Source organism: Saccharopolyspora rhizosphaerae, assembly GCF_003931915.1.
GTDB lineage: Bacteria > Actinomycetota > Actinomycetes > Mycobacteriales > Pseudonocardiaceae > Saccharopolyspora > Saccharopolyspora rhizosphaerae.
The window spans coordinates 1-15,154 of sequence record NZ_RSAA01000019.1; the positions used below are offsets into that span (position 1 = coordinate 1).

General features: G+C 70.1%; 12 protein-coding genes and 1 pseudogene. 7 read left to right on the forward strand and 6 right to left on the reverse strand.

Annotated elements, in window-relative coordinates:
* Both EIL87_RS19825 and EIL87_RS19830 read right to left on the reverse strand, forming a co-directional pair.
* A partial coding sequence (locus EIL87_RS19825) for an AMP-binding protein (protein ID WP_148101523.1) occupies positions 1-633 on the reverse strand: 633 nt, incomplete at its 3' end.
* A 99-nt stretch (positions 634-732) separates the two neighbouring features.
* Positions 733-1,650: a LuxR C-terminal-related transcriptional regulator gene (locus tag EIL87_RS19830; RefSeq protein WP_125092088.1), complete on the reverse strand. Its 918-nt coding sequence runs from the start codon at positions 1,648-1,650 to the stop codon at positions 733-735.
* 380 nt (positions 1,651-2,030) lie between these two features.
* On the opposite strand from EIL87_RS19830, the gene EIL87_RS19835 reads away from it, so the two are divergent.
* Together EIL87_RS19835 and EIL87_RS19840 are read left to right on the forward strand one after the other, a co-directional pair.
* On the forward strand, positions 2,031-4,409 hold the full coding sequence (locus EIL87_RS19835; RefSeq protein WP_125092089.1) for a molybdopterin cofactor-binding domain-containing protein: 2,379 nt from the start codon (positions 2,031-2,033) through the stop codon (positions 4,407-4,409).
* 123 nt (positions 4,410-4,532) lie between these two features.
* Positions 4,533-5,009 carry a (2Fe-2S)-binding protein gene (locus EIL87_RS19840; protein ID WP_125092090.1) on the forward strand — a complete coding sequence of 159 codons (477 nt, stop codon included), beginning with the start codon at positions 4,533-4,535 and terminating at the stop codon, positions 5,007-5,009.
* 175 nt (positions 5,010-5,184) lie between these two features.
* Here the strand turns inward: EIL87_RS19840 and EIL87_RS19845 are convergent, their stop codons facing one another.
* Positions 5,185-7,476 (reverse strand): FdhF/YdeP family oxidoreductase, encoded by a 2,292-nt coding sequence (locus EIL87_RS19845; RefSeq protein WP_125092091.1) that lies wholly within the window; start codon positions 7,474-7,476, stop codon positions 5,185-5,187.
* Positions 7,477-8,134: 658 nt separating this feature from the next.
* On the opposite strand from EIL87_RS19845, the gene pdxA reads away from it, so the two are divergent.
* Positions 8,135-9,133: a 4-hydroxythreonine-4-phosphate dehydrogenase PdxA gene (gene pdxA / locus EIL87_RS19850; protein ID WP_233576398.1), complete on the forward strand. Its 999-nt coding sequence runs from the start codon at positions 8,135-8,137 to the stop codon at positions 9,131-9,133.
* Positions 9,134-9,247: 114 nt separating this feature from the next.
* On the opposite strand, the gene EIL87_RS19855 is transcribed toward pdxA, so the two are convergent.
* The 3 genes from EIL87_RS19855 to EIL87_RS27750 form a co-directional block, all read right to left on the reverse strand.
* Positions 9,248-10,393 carry a damage-control phosphatase ARMT1 family protein gene (locus tag EIL87_RS19855; protein ID WP_199740519.1) on the reverse strand — a complete coding sequence of 382 codons (1,146 nt, stop codon included), beginning with the start codon at positions 10,391-10,393 and terminating at the stop codon, positions 9,248-9,250.
* A 418-nt stretch (positions 10,394-10,811) separates the two neighbouring features.
* Entirely contained in the window at positions 10,812-11,126 is a 315-nt protein-coding gene (locus tag EIL87_RS19860) for a hypothetical protein (protein WP_199740520.1), read from the reverse strand.
* The gene (locus EIL87_RS27750) at positions 11,123-12,382 is read right to left on the reverse strand and encodes a hypothetical protein (protein WP_199740521.1); all 1,260 of its coding nucleotides are present in this window, start codon (positions 12,380-12,382) and stop codon (positions 11,123-11,125) included. Before EIL87_RS27750 ends, EIL87_RS19860 begins: the two co-directional genes overlap by 4 nt.
* 130 nt (positions 12,383-12,512) lie before the next feature.
* Between EIL87_RS27750 and EIL87_RS19870 the strand changes: the two genes are divergently transcribed.
* From EIL87_RS19870 to EIL87_RS19880, 4 genes and pseudogenes are all read left to right on the forward strand, one after another.
* Positions 12,513-13,034, forward strand: a complete 522-nt coding sequence (locus EIL87_RS19870; RefSeq protein ID WP_125092092.1) for a hypothetical protein — start codon at positions 12,513-12,515, stop codon at positions 13,032-13,034.
* Positions 13,027-14,139, forward strand: a complete 1,113-nt coding sequence (locus tag EIL87_RS19875) for an SRPBCC family protein (protein WP_125092093.1) — start codon at positions 13,027-13,029, stop codon at positions 14,137-14,139. The genes EIL87_RS19870 and EIL87_RS19875 overlap by 8 nt, the downstream gene beginning before the upstream one ends.
* Before the next feature lie 76 nt (positions 14,140-14,215).
* Positions 14,216-14,410: pseudogene (locus tag EIL87_RS27970) on the forward strand (enoyl-CoA hydratase-related protein); the annotation flags it as partial.
* Between the two features lie 62 nt (positions 14,411-14,472).
* Positions 14,473-15,090 (forward strand): enoyl-CoA hydratase-related protein, encoded by a 618-nt coding sequence (locus EIL87_RS19880; protein ID WP_199740522.1) that lies wholly within the window; start codon positions 14,473-14,475, stop codon positions 15,088-15,090.
* Positions 15,091-15,154: the final 64 nt, after the last annotated feature.

Here is a 15,154-nt window from a genome sequence, read left to right on the forward strand (position 1 = left end):
GTTGAGGATGTTGTGGTGCGACAACGTCGCACCCTTGGGAAAACCCGTCGTCCCCGACGTGTACTGGATGTTGATCGCATCATCCGCCGACAGCGTCGCCTGCACGTCCCGCAACCGCTGCGGATCCGCCGACCCCCCTTGCTCCAACAACCGGTCCCACGTCGGGTCGTCGAACAGCACGACCTGCTCCAGCCCAACGCACCGCGGCCGCACCTGCTCGATCATGGTCACGTAGTCGGAGGTCTTGAACGCCTTCGCCGACACCAGCATCCGCACGCCGGCCTGGTTGAGCACGTACTCCAACTCGTGCGCCCGGTACGCCGGGTTGATGTTGACCAGGACCGCCCCGATCCGCGCCGTCGCGTACTGCACCACGGTCCACTCAGCACGGTTCGGCGCCCAGATCCCCACCCGGTCGCCCTGGACGATCCCGGCCTCCAACAGGCCGAGCGCTGCGGTGTCCACTTCGGCGAGGAACTCGCGGTAGGTCCAGCGGCGGCCGGTGGTGACCTCCACGAGCGCGTCTCGGTCCGGGTGCTGCTCGGCCGCGCGCTGCAGGTTCTCCCCGATCGTGTCGCCCAGCAGCGGCACGTCAGAGGTACCGGACGTGTAAGAGATCTCGACCGCAGGCACGGAGTCCTCCCGACAAGTGGCGTGTGCTTCGTGACCGCACACAGTAGGGACCTGCGGGCGCCCCTCGTCACCCCCGGATTGGGGTAGAACTCGTCCGGGTCACGGCAGCAGCCATGCCGACCGCGCCCGCACGACCGCTTCGTGCCGGGTGTGCGCACCGAGCCTGCGCATGGCGGCGCGCAGGTAGGCCTTGACGGTTTCCGGTGCGAGGGAGAGCCTTTCAGCCACCTCGGCGTTGGTGCAACCGAGCGCGACCTGGGCGAGCACGTCGATCTCGCGGCGCGACAACCGGACCTGCGGCGGCGGTTCGGTCTCCCCCGCTCGCAAGTCGGCGAGCCGTTGGGCGACGTCGTACATCCGGGACTGCAGCGCGGAGTCCTCCACCGTACCCGCGATCGCGCACAGCTCGGAGTGCACCGACCTCAGCTCTTCCAAGTTGGCGACGTCGGCGACCTCCGGCCGGCGGGTGGCCGCGATGGTCTCCGCCATCGCCATCCGCCTGTCGACCTCGTCCCGCACGGCCAGTTCGTTCGCGAGCCGCCGTCCGGCCGTGAACAGCGCATCCCGCGCGCGGTCGCCGACCGCCACGCGCTGGCGGATCGCGCCGTAGAGCACGGCCCGGCACGTGCCGCGCACGCGAACCGGAACGGCGAGCACCGCCGACAGCCGCTCCGCCTTCACCGGGCCGTCGTAGTCGTGGGTGATGTGCCGCGCGGCGCCGTAGTCCGCCACCCCGACCGGCCTGCCGACGGCCAGCACCTGTCCGCCGAGTCCTTTGCCCTCGTGCACTTCCAGGTTGTGGATGCGGGTGGTCTGCGTGCCGAAGCACTCGGTGAGCCGGACGCTGCCGCTGTCGACCTCCCCGCCGAAGGCGACCGGGAAGTCCAGGTCCGTGGACACCGAGCGCAGTTCGGCGCGCAGCGCGTCGCGGTCGTCCGGGCGCAGGCGGCTTCCGCCACCTGCCCGGCCGTCGGGTCTCCGCTTCGCGGCTCCGTCGCCGCCTCCGCTGCCGGCCATAGTGTCCGTCCTCCATTGGCTGATCGACGCGCTCCGGTCCACGTCGAAGACACCAGCCACGCGCACGTGGCATCGAGTTGCAGCACTATACCCGCCATTCGGCCGCTGAACCGATCCTCCGCGTGCGCGACATTCCCGATCACCCCTGTTCGGGGGCGGCTGTTCGGGTGATTCTCGATCACCCTTCGTGATCGCTGCGCGGAGGGCGTCCCGATGACCACCGGAGATCCGGTTCGTCCTCCTCCGCGCGGTTCACCCCGGCCCGGACACCCCATCTCGGGGGTATTGGAAGCGGAATGCGGTCCTGCAACATGTCTCGCCAACCGATCCACACCGGCGAGACCCCTCCCGAACTGACCCGCCGTCGAAAGGTTGAGCCCATGCGCTCTCGTCGCACGGAAAACCCGCCGGAGACCGGCGCCACCGCGCCCACCAGACGCCGATTCCTCGGTTACCTGCTGGCAGCACCCACCCTGGTCGCCGCCGCCGAACTCGGCGGTGGGTCCCTGCTCGGCCCGGAGGCGGCCGCTGCCGGTGAAACCGGGGCGGGCATCCCTCCGACGCCGCAGGTCGCCGACCACGTCGACCTCACCGACGGCCTCGTCTACGCCGCGCGGCCCACGGCGAACCTCATCGCCATCGAGCTCCACGAGGACGGTTCGGCCTCGTTCGCGCTCAACCGCACGGAGGTCGGCCAGGGCTTGACCACGGCGATCGCCATGCTCATCGCCGAGGAGCTCGACCTGCCGCTGGAGAAGGTGCACGTGACCCTCGCCGACGCCCGCCCGGAGCTGGTGTTCAACCAGCTCACCGGCGGTTCGGCCTCGATCAGCGCGCTGTACTGGCCGGTGCGCACCGCGGCGGCGATCGCCAAGGGCCGGCTGCTGGAGGCCGCCGGTCACGTGCTCGGTGAGCAGGTCGACCTGCTCACCGCCAAGGCGGGCACCATCACCTCGGCCGCGGGCAACGCCATCCCGTACGGCGACCTCGTGCACAAGGCCGCCACCGACACGACCACGAAGGTCGAGGTGGACCTCAAGCCGGAGTCCGAGTTCACGGTCGTGGGCAAGCCGACCCGGCGCATCGACGCGCTCGAGGCCGTGACCGGCCGCAAGAAGTTCACCACCGACCTGGACGTGCCCGACGCCAAGCCGACGATGGTCTGCCGGCCACCGACGATCAACGGCACCGTGCGCGGGGTCAACAACCTCGACCAGGTGCGCACCATGCCCGGCATCACCGACGTCGTGCCGATCAGCAGCGGTGTCGCGGTGCGCGGGGAGACCTTCGGCCAGTGCATCGACGCGGTCAACGCGCTCGACGTCTCGTGGGGCCCGGGCCCGGTGGACGACGAGTCGGACGCGACGGTCGAGGAGAAGCTCAAGGCCGCCACGCCGCCGCCGGTGATCCCGCCGACCCCGGCGACGAAGACGCTGGAACGGCAGTACACCTTCGCCTTCGTCAACGGCAGCGCGCTCGGCGTCAACTCGGCGATCGCCGACGTCCGGTCGGACCGGGCCGAGATCTGGTCCACCGTCAAGGTCCCGATCGTCGCCCAGGCCGCCATCGCCTCCGAACTGGGCCTGCCGCAATCGCAGGTCACCATCCACGTCGTCCCCGGTGGCGGGTCGTTCGGCCGGTGCCTGTTCCACGACGCCGCGTCCGAGGCCGCCGAGATCTCCAAGAAGCTCGGCAAGCCGGTCAAGCTGATGTGGCACCGCGCCGACGACTGCCGGCAAGGCCGCGTGCACCCGATGTCGGTCGGCACGATCCGCGCGTCGTTCCACGACGACGTGGTCAGCATCGAGCAGCACCACGCGAGCGTGCGCACCGACTTCAGCCACGGCTTCGGCGAGGCGCTGTCCTCGACGGCGACGCGGCTGCCGCTGGCCGGGTACTCGGTCTCCGAGGTCATCTTCACGCTCACCACGCCGTCGCTGTACAACTTCGGCGTCACCAAGACGCTGCTGACCGAGACGCACCAGTCCCCCTCGAACAACCAGAAGCGCGGCGGGTTCAACACCGGCAGCACGCGCAACGTGTACTCACCGGACGTGGCGACCGCGCGGGAGTTGTTCGTCGACGAGCTCGCCGAGACGATGGGCATGGACCCGTACAACTTCCGGCGCAAGTACGTCAAGAACGAGCAGCTGCTCAAGGTGCTGGACAAGGCCGCGGAAGTGGGAGGCTGGGGCCAGCCCACGCCGGACGGGATCGGGCACGGCATCGCGCTGCACCACGAGTACAAGAACACGATGGCCTGCTTCGTCGAGATCGACTGCCGGCCGGAGACGGTCAACCGCCCGGTCCGCGACGGGGTCACGGGTCCGCGGGTGACGCGGGGTGTGCTGGTGGCGATCCCCGGGCACGTCGTGGTCAACCCGCTCGGGCTCGAGGCGATGATGCAGGGCGGGTTCATCGACGGCTTCGCCCAGGCCCTCACCGCCAGCGTGCACCTCGACCAGGGCAAGATCGCCGAAGCCAGCTGGGACAACTTCTTCTACTGCCGCCAGTGGAACCTGCCGTTCGAGTTCACGCCGGTGATCCTGCCGGCCGAGGAGAGCGAAATGCCCTCCGGTGGTGGGGAGATGGGCGTCGCGCCCGCCTTCGCGGCCACGGCCTGCGCCTACCGCGCGGCGACCGGCAGGACCCCGACGCGCTTCCCCATCAACCACGACGACCCGCTCGCCTTCGAGCCGTACCCGCACGTCCCGCCGCTGCCGCCGTCGCCGACCAACGGCCTGGACTACGCCTACTAGGACCCGGCCGCGCAAGCGGCACAGCCGCTGTCCCCGGTGCGGAGAGCCGACGCGGCTCCCACGGCGCCGCTGCCCGCACCGCTCAGCACAGCAACGACGGAACAGTTCTTCAGAGGAGCGAGGATGCCTGAGCACACCTTCAAGCTCAACGGCGAGCAGATCACCGTGGACGTCGAGGACGACGTCCGGCTGCTGTGGGTCATCCGCGACCTGCTCGGCGTGACCGGCCCGAAGTACGGCTGCGGGATCAACGTCTGCAAGGCCTGCACCTGCCACATCAACGGCAAGGCGTTCAACCCGTGCTCCGTGCAGGTCAAGGACGTCGGAGAGACCGACGAGATCACCACCATCGAAGGTCTGGCGGGCACCGTCGGCGAGGAGCTGCACCCGATGCAGGAGGCCTGGCTCGACAACGACGTCGTCCAGTGCGGCTACTGCCAGCCAGGTCAGATCATGGCCGCGGTCGCCAAGGTCAAGCAGGCGCAGGCCAAGGGGCGCGAGATCACCGACGCCGACATCGAGGAGATCCGCAACATCTGCCGCTGCGGCACCTACTTCCGGATCCGCGAAGCCATCAAGGACGGCGCCACCCGGATGTGACCGAGCAGCACACGCTCGCGCGAGGAGGCGGTCCAGGGCCGGCTGACCGTCCCCTCGCGCGAGGGCGTTCCTGCAAGCAGGAGCGGTGTTCCTCGCGCGGGACGTCCTCCGTCGGGGGGAGGGCGTCCCGCCCGGCACGTCGTGCGCGACGCGAAGCGTGGCGGGCGGTGCTGCGTCAGTCCTGTTCGGACACCGGTTCCAGGCGCACGATCACGCCCTTGGACGTCGGCGTACCGCTGACGTCGGCGACGCTGTCCAGCGGGACCAGCACGTTGGTCTCCGGGTAGTAGGCGGCCGCCGAACCCCGCGCCGCGGGGTAGGACACGACCCGGAAACCCGGGGCGCGGCGCTCCACTCCGTCGTGCCAGACGCTGACGATGTCCACCAGCGCGCGGTCGGTGAGCCCGAGCGCGTCGACGTCGTCGGGGTTGACCAGCACCACACGGCGGGCGTTGTGGATGCCGCGGTAGCGGTCGTCCATCGCGTACGGGATGGTGTTCCACTGGTCGTGGGACCGCAACGACTGCAGCACGAGGTAGCCCTCGGGCGCTTCCAACCACTCGAACTCGTTGGCGCTGAACAACGCCTTGCCGCTCGGAGTGCGGAACTCGCCGCTGTTGACGGGGTTGGGCAGCCGGAACCCGGCGGGATCGGCCACACGCTGGATGAAGTCCTCGAAGTCCGGAACCACGCGCGAGATCCGGTCGCGGATCGAGTCGTAGTCCGCCTCGAACTCCTCCCACGGGATGTCGGGCTCGTTCCCCAGCACCCGGCGAGCCAGGCGGGAGAGGATCGCGACCTCGCTGAGCAACGACTCCGAGGCCGGTTCGAGGCGGCCGTAGGAGGCGTGCACCATGCTCATCGAGTCCTCGACGGTGACGAACTGCTCCACACCGCCCTGCACGTCCCGGTCGCTGCGCCCCAGGGTGGGGAGGATCAGCGCGGTTTCACCGCAGACGGTGTGCGACCGGTTGAGCTTGGTCGAGATGTGCGCGGTCATCCGGCACTGCCGCATCGCCTTCTCGGTGACCTCGCTGTCCGGGGTCGCGCGCACGAAGTTGCCCGCCACGCCGAGGAAGAACCGCGCACGACCGTCCAGCATGGCGCGGATCGAGTCCACCGAGTCCCAGCCGTGCTCGCTCGGCGGCGTGAAACCGAACTCGCGCTCCAGCGCGTCCAAGAAGGACTGCGGCACCCGTTCCCAGATCCCCATCGTGCGGTCGCCCTGCACGTTGCTGTGCCCGCGCACCGGGCACACGCCGGCACCCGGCTTGCCGATGTTGCCGCGCAACATCAGGAAGTTGATGACCTCGCGGATGGTGGCGACCCCGTGCTTGTGCTGGGTCAGCCCCATCGCCCAGCAGGCGATGACGCTGCCGCTGGACAGAACCCGGTCGCGGACCTGCTCGACCTCGGCGCGCGTCAGCCCGGTCGCGGCCTGCACCTGGTCCCAGGACAACTCGCGGGCCTGCCGGGCGAACTCCTCGAACCCGGTCGTGCGGGTGCGGATGAACTCGTGGTCGAGGACGGTGCCGGGGGCGGCGTCCTCAGCTTCGAGCAGCAGCAGGTTCAGCGCCTTGAACAGCGCGAGGTCACCGCCAGGACGGATCTGCAGGAACTGGTCGGCGATCTCGGTCCCGCGACCGAGGACGCCGCGCAGCTTCTGCGGGTTCTTGAACCGCATTAACCCGGCCTCGGGCAGCGGGTTGACGGCCACCACCTGGCCGCCGTTGCGCTTCGTCCGCTCCAGCGCGGTGAGCATCCGCGGGTGGTTGGTGCCCGGGTTCTGGCCGATGACGAAGACCAGGTCGGACTGGTGCAGGTCGTCGAGGCTGACGCTGCCCTTGCCGGTGCCCAGCGTCTGCTGCATGGCCGATCCGCTGGACTCGTGGCACATGTTGCTGCAGTCGGGCAGGTTGTTGGTGCCGAAAGCGCGCGCGAACAGCTGCAGCAGGAACGCGGCCTCGTTGCTGAGCCGGCCGGAGGTGTAGAACAGCGCCTCGTTCGGCGAGTCGAGTTCCCGCAGGTGCTCGGCGAGCAGGTCGAAGGCATCGTCCCAGCTGATCGGCTCGTAGAAGTCGGAGTCGGGGCGCTTGACCACGGGTTCGGTCAGGCGGCCCTGCTGGTTGAGCCAGTGGTCGGACTTCTGGTCCAGTTCGGACACCGAGTACCGCTCGAAGAACTCCCGCGTGATGCGCTTCGAGGTCGCCTCGTCGTTGACGTGCTTGGCGCCGTTCTCGCAGTACTCGTTCATCGGCCGGTGCTCCGGTTCCGCGTCCGGCCACGCGCAACCCGGGCAGTCGATGCCCTTGTCCTGGTTGAGGTTGAGCAGCGTCAGCGCTGTCCGCCGCGGCGAGGTCTGGCCGAGCGAGTAGCTCAACGCGTGCGCGACGGCGGGCGCCCCGGTGGCCCACGTCTTCGGCGGAGTGACCTCCAGGTCGTCGCTCGGGTCCTGCATCCCACTCATGTTGTGGCCGTTCACCTGTCCTCGCTCCACGCGCCGACGCGCCGCCCGGTCCTGGCTGCGCCAGCCTTGGCCGCACACGGAGCGAAGTCAAAGAACTCGCGCCTATGGGTTGATAAACGCCGTTTTCCACGGCGCACCACCGTCCTCTTCGGAGCCCGCAGCAGCAGCTCACGCCCTCCCGGGCGAGGACCAGCACCACCTCGGACCGGAACCACCTGTGCCGAGGATCACGCGGACTCGTTCACCCCGGTGGCGTCGATCAAGGGCGCCGGGATCGGGATCGCGTCGACGGCAGGCTCGTGACCTCGAACCGCACCGAGTCCCGGACAAGGCGGGAATCGGCCGAGCCCGGCGGCGAAGGGGTTCACCGACGCGCGAGACGTCGGTGTCGAGCCGAGGCGTCGCCCCACGTGGCGCCGCGTGGTGCCGCGTGGCGCCGAGGGTGGGCGTCCTCCTCGGACGTGGCTCGCTCGGCCCGTGCCTGCAGCTCGGCACTCCCGGTCCGTGGTCGCCCAGTCCGACCCACCACCGGCGGTCACCTGAAGGCCCCTCCTCCAATTGCGCACTTCGCGCAGATCTGATTGCGCGCAATGCGCACTTTCTGTAGCTTGTCCCCACGTAGAGGTGCGCGAAACGCGCAGATCGAGAGGTTGACGCCGTGAACAGTCCCTCCACCACCCCCGTGATCGCCGTGACGATGGGCGACGGCGCCGGAGTCGGCCCGGAAGTCATCGTCGGGGCGCTCCTCGACGAAGCCACCACCCGCCGCTGCCGCCCCGTGGTCATCGGCGACGCGGCTCGACTGCGGAAGGCCGCCGACGTGCTCGACGTGCACGCCGACGTGGTGGCCGTCGACTCCGTCGACGACGCGGTCACCGCCGAGGGGCGGATCAACGTGATCGACCTCGGACTGCTGCCCGCCGACCTGCCGTGGGGGACGGTGTCCCCGGTCGCCGGTGATGCCGCCTACCAGTACGTCCGGGTGGCCAGCGAGCTGGCGACCTCCGGCGCTGCCCAGGCCATCTGCACCGCGCCGCTGAACAAGGAGGCGCTGCACGCCGCGGGGCACGTCTTCCCCGGTCACACCGAACTGCTCGCGCACCTCACCGGCACCGAGGAGGTGTCGATGATGCTGGCCGCGCCGACGATGAAGGTCATCCACGTGACCACCCACATCGGGCTGGTCGACGCCGTCGCCAAGATCGAGCCCGGCCTCGTCGAGCGCACCGTGCGCCGGGGTGACCGGACGCTGCGCGACTCCGGGGTGCAGTCCCCGCGCATCGGCGTCTGCGGCATCAACCCGCACGCCGGGGAGAACGGTCTGTTCGGCCACGGCGAGGAGGACGAGAAGATCGTCCCGGCCCTGGAGGTCCTGCGCGCCGACGGCATCGACGCCCAGGGGCCACTGCCCGCCGACACCGCGTTCTTCCTGGCCACGCGCGGCGAGTACGACCTGATCGTCGCGATGTACCACGACCAGGGCCACGGTCCGGTGAAGGTCCTCGGCATCGAGACGGGCGTCAACATCACCGTCGGCCTGCCCGTCATCCGCACCTCGGTCGACCACGGCACGGCCTTCGACATCGCCGGCACCGGCAAGGCCAGCGCCGACAGCATGGTCGAAGCCCTCCGCCAAGCCGCCCACCTCTGCGGCTGACACGGCCTCGGAGGTTGGTGACCCCTCCGGGACCGGGTCTCGTGCGCGAGGAGTGTGCCGGCGGCGAACGGCTCGCCCCGGCACCGCGCAGCGGTCAACCTCGGACGATCGGCCTCAGGACCTGGTCTGGACAAGGGCGTGCGAGCCCTGGGTGCGCCAGGCCTCGCCACCCTCGTCCAGCGACGATACGGTGTCGGCGGACAGGCCCACGACGGCTTCGGACTTGAGCACCCGCAGCGCGGCCAGCGGACTCGGGAAGTGCGACACGGCGTCGGCGAACGGCCTGGTCGGCTCCCAGTGGCGGTCGCCGACGAGTCGCCGGTAGTTGAGGTCACCCTTGAAGATCGTGACCGCTGCGGAGGAGAACTCGGCGCGCAGGTCGTCCGGCATGTCGCTGAACTCCCTCGGCGCGCAGAAGAAGGGGTGCGCGCGCACGGCGATCCGGCCGTCGCGCAAGGCGTCCTGGACGCGGTGCCCGATCGCGCTCGCTTCCCCGGCCGACCCGACGAGCTGGTGCAGGACCTCGATCACGTCGTTCGGAATGGCGTCGGAGACGTAGTACGGGTTCGGCTTGACGTGCAGGACCACCGCCTCGGCACGACCGGTGGTGAGGAGCCGGTCGATGAGCACCAGGTCGGCGGACAACTCACCCGCGGCGTTGTCGGCGACGAGGTGGACCTGCCCGGCCTGGCCGAACAGCGACCAGAACTCCTCGGCCGAGCCGCTGACCAGGCCTGACGTGGTGCCGCTGGCATCGGTGGACAGCTGGAACGCCAGGTCGGCCTGGTTGCCCCACACCGCGGCCTGCACGACGGCGGTGTCCCGGTCGGCGTCGGCGAGCTGCGGAAGCGAATCCAGGGCAGCCAGCGTCTCGGCAGTGCCGTCGCTGCCCAGCTCGGCCCGCTTCATCGGCGCGAAGGGGTCGACGCCCCGCCACGGTCCCGGGGCGAAGTACCCGGTCGCGCCCAGCAACTTCCGGAAGAAGTAGCTCTCCGCCCACAGGAACGACATCTCCGCCCACGGCCGCCCGAGCTGTCCCTCGGTCCACGCCGCCCACACGTCGTGGTCCGGGGCGTCGTCGTCCAGCGGCTCGACGACTCCGCGCGTCGACTCCTCCAGCAGTGCCGTGAGCGCCTCGCGCACGTCGGGTCCGAACGGGTGCGCCGCGCACAGCCGCTCGATCATCACCGGGTGGCGTTCGTGGAAGACCCTCCACCCGAACGACCCCGGTTCCCCGATCCCGATGAACGGCGCGTCCACGATCCCCTCCTCCAGCTCAGACCAGGTGCGACCGGACCGATTCGATCACGCCACCCCACCCGTCGCACCGCCGGGAGGCCCGGCTCCCCACCGTCCACAACTCCGCACGCACGGCCAGCACCGCCACGACGCCCACCACGCCTCCTGGTCCACGGCTGCGGACCCGCCGTGGCACGGGGTCCGGGGAACCGCGGCGATCCGCCACCAGCACCCGCCTCAGCCCGCTCTTCCTCGCCCGGGGGAGCCCACCTGATCGGGACGCGGGACACCGGGGTTGAGCAGACCGGATCAGCGCAGTGTTCCGGGGCGGAGCTGAAGGGGGTGGAAGGGAGCGTGGGTTGGGCTTCGGTGGGTCTTCCAGGGGGTGATGCGTTCGTCGCGTTCGTGGCTCCGGGCGGGCGCCTGTGCCGGGAAGGGATCAGCAGGTGTCGTCGCCCCCGGTGGCACGGTCGGGCTCGGTGTCGGTGCCGGGGTCGTCCTCGGTGCCGAGCGGGAGGTCGACCTCCGTGCGGAGGTAGGCCTCGATGCGGTAGTCGACCTGGATGTCCTCGTAGGTCTCGGTCTCCCGGACGGGCTTGGGGAGGTTGGTGCGCTCACTCCCGGAGGTGGACCGGTCGTCGGTGTCCCCGGGGAACTCGACGCGCGTCTCGGGCGCCTCGAAGAAGGTGATCTCGTCGGCGCGCACCCTGCTGGTGAACTCCACGTCCGGGTTCTCGCGGTCTCCGCCTGTCATCGCCGCCTGTCCTTCCGGACCGGGCGGGAGGAGGGCTCCCGGCTCGCGCGCCTCTTCCTGCGCTCGGGGTCGGCGGGGCGTCGCTTCCGCGGACGTTCCCGCTCGCCCTGGTCGTCACCGCCCTCGTCGTCACCGCTCTCGCCGCTGACGGTGTCGCTCGCGGTCTTGCCGGCCTGCTCCGCGGTGTCGCCCACGTCTTCGACGGCGTTCCCGGCGCTGGATCCCACCTCTCCAGCTGCCTCGCCGGCTCCCCCACCGACGCTCTTCGCCGAGCTCCCGGCGTCCTCCACCGCCTTGCCGGCACTCTCCCCGGCGTCCTCCACCGCCTTGCCGGCACTCTCCCCGGCGCCCTCCACCGCCTTGCCGGCACTCTCCCCGGCGCCCTCCACCGCCTTGCCGGCACTCTCCCCGGCGCCCTCCACCGCCTTGCCGGCACCTTCACCGACGCTCTTCGTCGCGCTTCCGGCGCCCTTCGCGGCACTGCCGGCGCCTTCACCGACGTTCTCGGCAGCGCTGCCGGCGCCGGAGCCGACGTCTTCCACCGCCGAACCCGCGCCCTCGCCGACGCTCTCCGCGGCACTGCCGGCGCCCGAGCCGACGTCTTCCACCGCCGAACCGGCGCCTTCACCGACGTTCTCCACGGCACTGCCCGCGCCCTCGCCGACGTCCTTGACCGCCGAGCCCGCGCCCTCGCCGACGTCCTCCACCGCCGAACCAGCGCCCTCACCGACGCTCTCCACCGCTCTGCCGGCACCTGAACCGACGTCCTTCACGGCCGACCGAGCGCCCTCACCGACGTCCTCCACCGCGCTGCCCGCGCCCTCGCCGACGTCCTTGACCGCCGAGCCCGCGCCCTCGCCGACGTCCTCCACGGCCCGGCCCAAGCTCTTGGTCAGGTTCTCCAGGATCTGCGGGTTGCGATCGATGGTCGTCAGGACCCGGTCGAGCACGCTCGCGACGTTGTCGAGGCGGACCTGCAGGTGGGCCTGTGCCTCCACGCCCTTGATCTGGAGCGCGACGCGGCCCAGCTCGGCGTCGACACCGACGTTGAGCTTGAGCAGGTCGAGGACCTCCGCTTGCAGGGACACCCGGGCACGCAGGTTCTCCACCTCGAGGCTGATCTCGTCGACCTTGACGACCGGTATGTCCAGGTAGACGTCCGGGTCCTGGCGCCGGTCGGGTCGACCGTCCCCGGAAGACACCCGTTCTCCCTCGAGACCGGATTCCACCAGCTCGCCGTCCTGCTGCTCCGCCATGCGCTCCCCCTCCAGGTCAATACCCCAGAGTCCGTGGCGGCGCGGACGTCGAGTAGAGGAATTCGGCCCTGCCGGTTCGCGGTCGTCCAGCTCACGCTGCGTGAGTGGAGCCCATCGACAGGAGGTCGGGATGAAACAGGGACCTCAGATCGCGACCGCGGTGGTGATCGGTTACGCCCTCGGTCGCAGCCGCCGGAAGAGGCTGGCGCTCGTGGTCGGCGGATATGTGCTCGGACGGCGCATGGGAGATCCCAAGGACCTGCTCGGGAAGGTCTCGCCGTCCGGAGCACTGGGCAAGCGTCTGGTCGACGCGGCCAAGTCGGCGGCCATCTCCGCCGCCAGCAGCAAGATCGAATCGCTCGGTGACGACATCTCCAAGCGGGCGGCGCAGATCCGCACCCCGGAACTGGGTTCCCAGGACGAGTCCTCCCAGCAAGAGCAGGAGCAGGAGTCGTCTTCCGAGGAGCAGGAGTCGTCTTCCGAGGAGCAGGGGTCGTCCGAGGAGACGGGGTCCTCCTCCGAGGAGAAGGGCGAGCGCACGCGTGCGCCCCGCAAACCCTCGGCCCCGCGCGCGGCCTCCACCGCGCGGAGCGCAGCGTCCTCATCGCGGAAGAAGACCAGCTCCGGCAGGTCGGGTGGGAACGATGGCTGACGGCGACCGCGACCAGCCCCTGCGCGAGGAACTGCCGCTCGACCAGCTCAAGGACGCGGGGCAGGAACTCCTCGAAGCGATCGTCGCCCGCGCGGTCGGGTCGATGACGGGCAAGATCACCGGCCTCGCCGACCGGCTCACCGACGTCGCCGACAACGGCGGCAGCGGGCTGACCGCGGCGCTGACCGGCGCCAAGAGCCTCGCCGAAGGCAAGTCACCGATGAAGTCCGCGCTCAGCGCCGGGACGTCTCTGGTGAAGGACAAGGTCAAGAACGCCCTGGGGGGCGGCGGTGGATCAGGAGGAGGAGGCGGCGGCGGCGTGAAGGTGGTCAACATCATCGAGGAGTTCGACGTCGGTCTTCCGCTCAGCGTCGCCTACAACCAGTGGACGACGTTCGAGGACTTCCCCTCCTTCACCAGGAAGGTCGAGAAGGTCGAACAGGAATCCGACGAGAAGCTCAACTGGCGGGCCCAGATCTTCCTCTCGCACCGCGACTGGGAGTCGACCATCACCGAGCAGGTCCCGGACGAGCGGATCGTGTGGAAGTCGACCGGGGCGAAGGGTTACGTCGACGGAGCCGTGACCTTCCACGAGCTCGCTCCCACGATGACCCGCGTCCTGCTGGTCCTCGAGTACTACCCGAAGGGGTTCTTCGAGAAGACCGCGAACCTGTGGCGCGCGCAGGGACGCCGGGTGCGGTCCGACTTCAAGCACATCAAGCGGCACATGATGACCCGCACGATCCTCGAGCAGGAAGAGGTCGAGGGCTGGCGGGGCGAGATCCGCGACAGCGAGGTCGTCAAGAGCCACGAGGACGCGCTCGAAGAGGAGCAACGAGGGAAGGAGGAAGGACGCGGGGAGGACGAGCGCGGAGACGAACGGCGGGACGACGACGAGGGCTACCACGAAGAGGACGAGGAGGACGAGTACGAAGAAGACGAAGACGAAGACGATGACTACGACGACGAAGAGGACGACTACGACGAGGAGGACGAAGACGAGGAAGAGGAAGAGGAAGAGGAAGAGGAAGAGGAAGAGGAAGAGCCTCCACCCGCGCGGTCGTCGCGTTCCTCCCGCCCCGCCCGCTCCTCTCGCGCCAGGTGATCGGCGTCTCCTCGATCCGCCGCGCGGCTGTGCCAACATCGTTGACGCCCAGCTTGCGCACCACGAGAAGACGAGCGTGGGAACCGAGCACCCTCCGCCACGACGTCATCGACGGCGTACTCGTCGTCACGCTCCACCGCCCCGACCAGCTCAACGCCTTCAGCCCACCATGGCCGACGAGCTGGAGGAGACGTTCGTCCAGGTCAACGAGGACGACTCGGTTCGCGCGGTGGTCGTGACCGGAGCGGGCCGCGCGTTCTGCGCGGGGAGGGACCTCAGCAGTGAGGGCAACGTCTTCGGGCTCGACGAGTACAGTCCGCGACGCTCGCCGACGTGCAGGACCTCTCCGCCCCTGAGCTGCGCCGGATCCGCGACACCGGCGGCCGGGTCACGCTGGCTGTCCACGACTGCCGCAAGCCCGTCATCGCGGCGATCAACGGTGCCGCCGTGGGCATCGGTGCGACGATGACGCTGGCCATGGACGCCCGGTTGCTGTCGACCCGGGCCCGGTTCGGCCTGGCCTTCGGCCGGCTCGGCATCGTCCCCGAGGCTGGCTCGACCTGGTTCCTGCTCCGGATCGTCGGCATGTCCAAAGCGCTCGACCTCGTCTACCGGGCTGATGTCCTCGACGCCTCGGCCACCGCGGAGGCCGACCTCGCCGACGCGGTCCACGCACCGGACGACCTGCTGGACTCGGCGCTGAAGCTCACCGACGCCTGGACCAAGGGGAAGTCGCCGGTCGCGACGGCCCTCACGCGGCAGATGATGCGCCGCAACAGCGCCCTCGAGCACCCGCGCGACGCTCACCGGATCGACTCGCCGGCGATGTTCTACACCAGCACCGGGGACGACGCGGAAGGCGTCGCGGCCTTCACCGAGAAGCGCGATCCGAAGTTCCGCGGGCGGGCCTCCGAGCTCCCCGAGTTCTACGACGAGTGGCTCAGCCGCTGATCGAGCTCGTCGCGCAGCGGCGCCGGGCTCGCATCAACCCGGTGCTGCCGCTCTCGTCACCGGG

Coding starts and splice junctions, on each gene's coding strand:
- EIL87_RS19830 (WP_125092088.1), bottom strand. CDS start 1,650: ATGGCCGGCAGCGGAGGCGGCGACGGAGCCGCGAAGCGGAGACCCGAC.
- EIL87_RS19835 (WP_125092089.1), top strand. CDS start 2,031: ATGCGCTCTCGTCGCACGGAAAACCCGCCGGAGACCGGCGCCACCGCG.
- EIL87_RS19840 (WP_125092090.1), top strand. CDS start 4,533: ATGCCTGAGCACACCTTCAAGCTCAACGGCGAGCAGATCACCGTGGAC.
- EIL87_RS19845 (WP_125092091.1), bottom strand. CDS start 7,476: ATGAGTGGGATGCAGGACCCGAGCGACGACCTGGAGGTCACTCCGCCG.
- EIL87_RS19860 (WP_199740520.1), bottom strand. CDS start 11,126: ATGACAGGCGGAGACCGCGAGAACCCGGACGTGGAGTTCACCAGCAGG.
- EIL87_RS27750 (WP_199740521.1), bottom strand. CDS start 12,382: ATGGCGGAGCAGCAGGACGGCGAGCTGGTGGAATCCGGTCTCGAGGGA.
- EIL87_RS19870 (WP_125092092.1), top strand. CDS start 12,513: ATGAAACAGGGACCTCAGATCGCGACCGCGGTGGTGATCGGTTACGCC.
- EIL87_RS19875 (WP_125092093.1), top strand. CDS start 13,027: ATGGCTGACGGCGACCGCGACCAGCCCCTGCGCGAGGAACTGCCGCTC.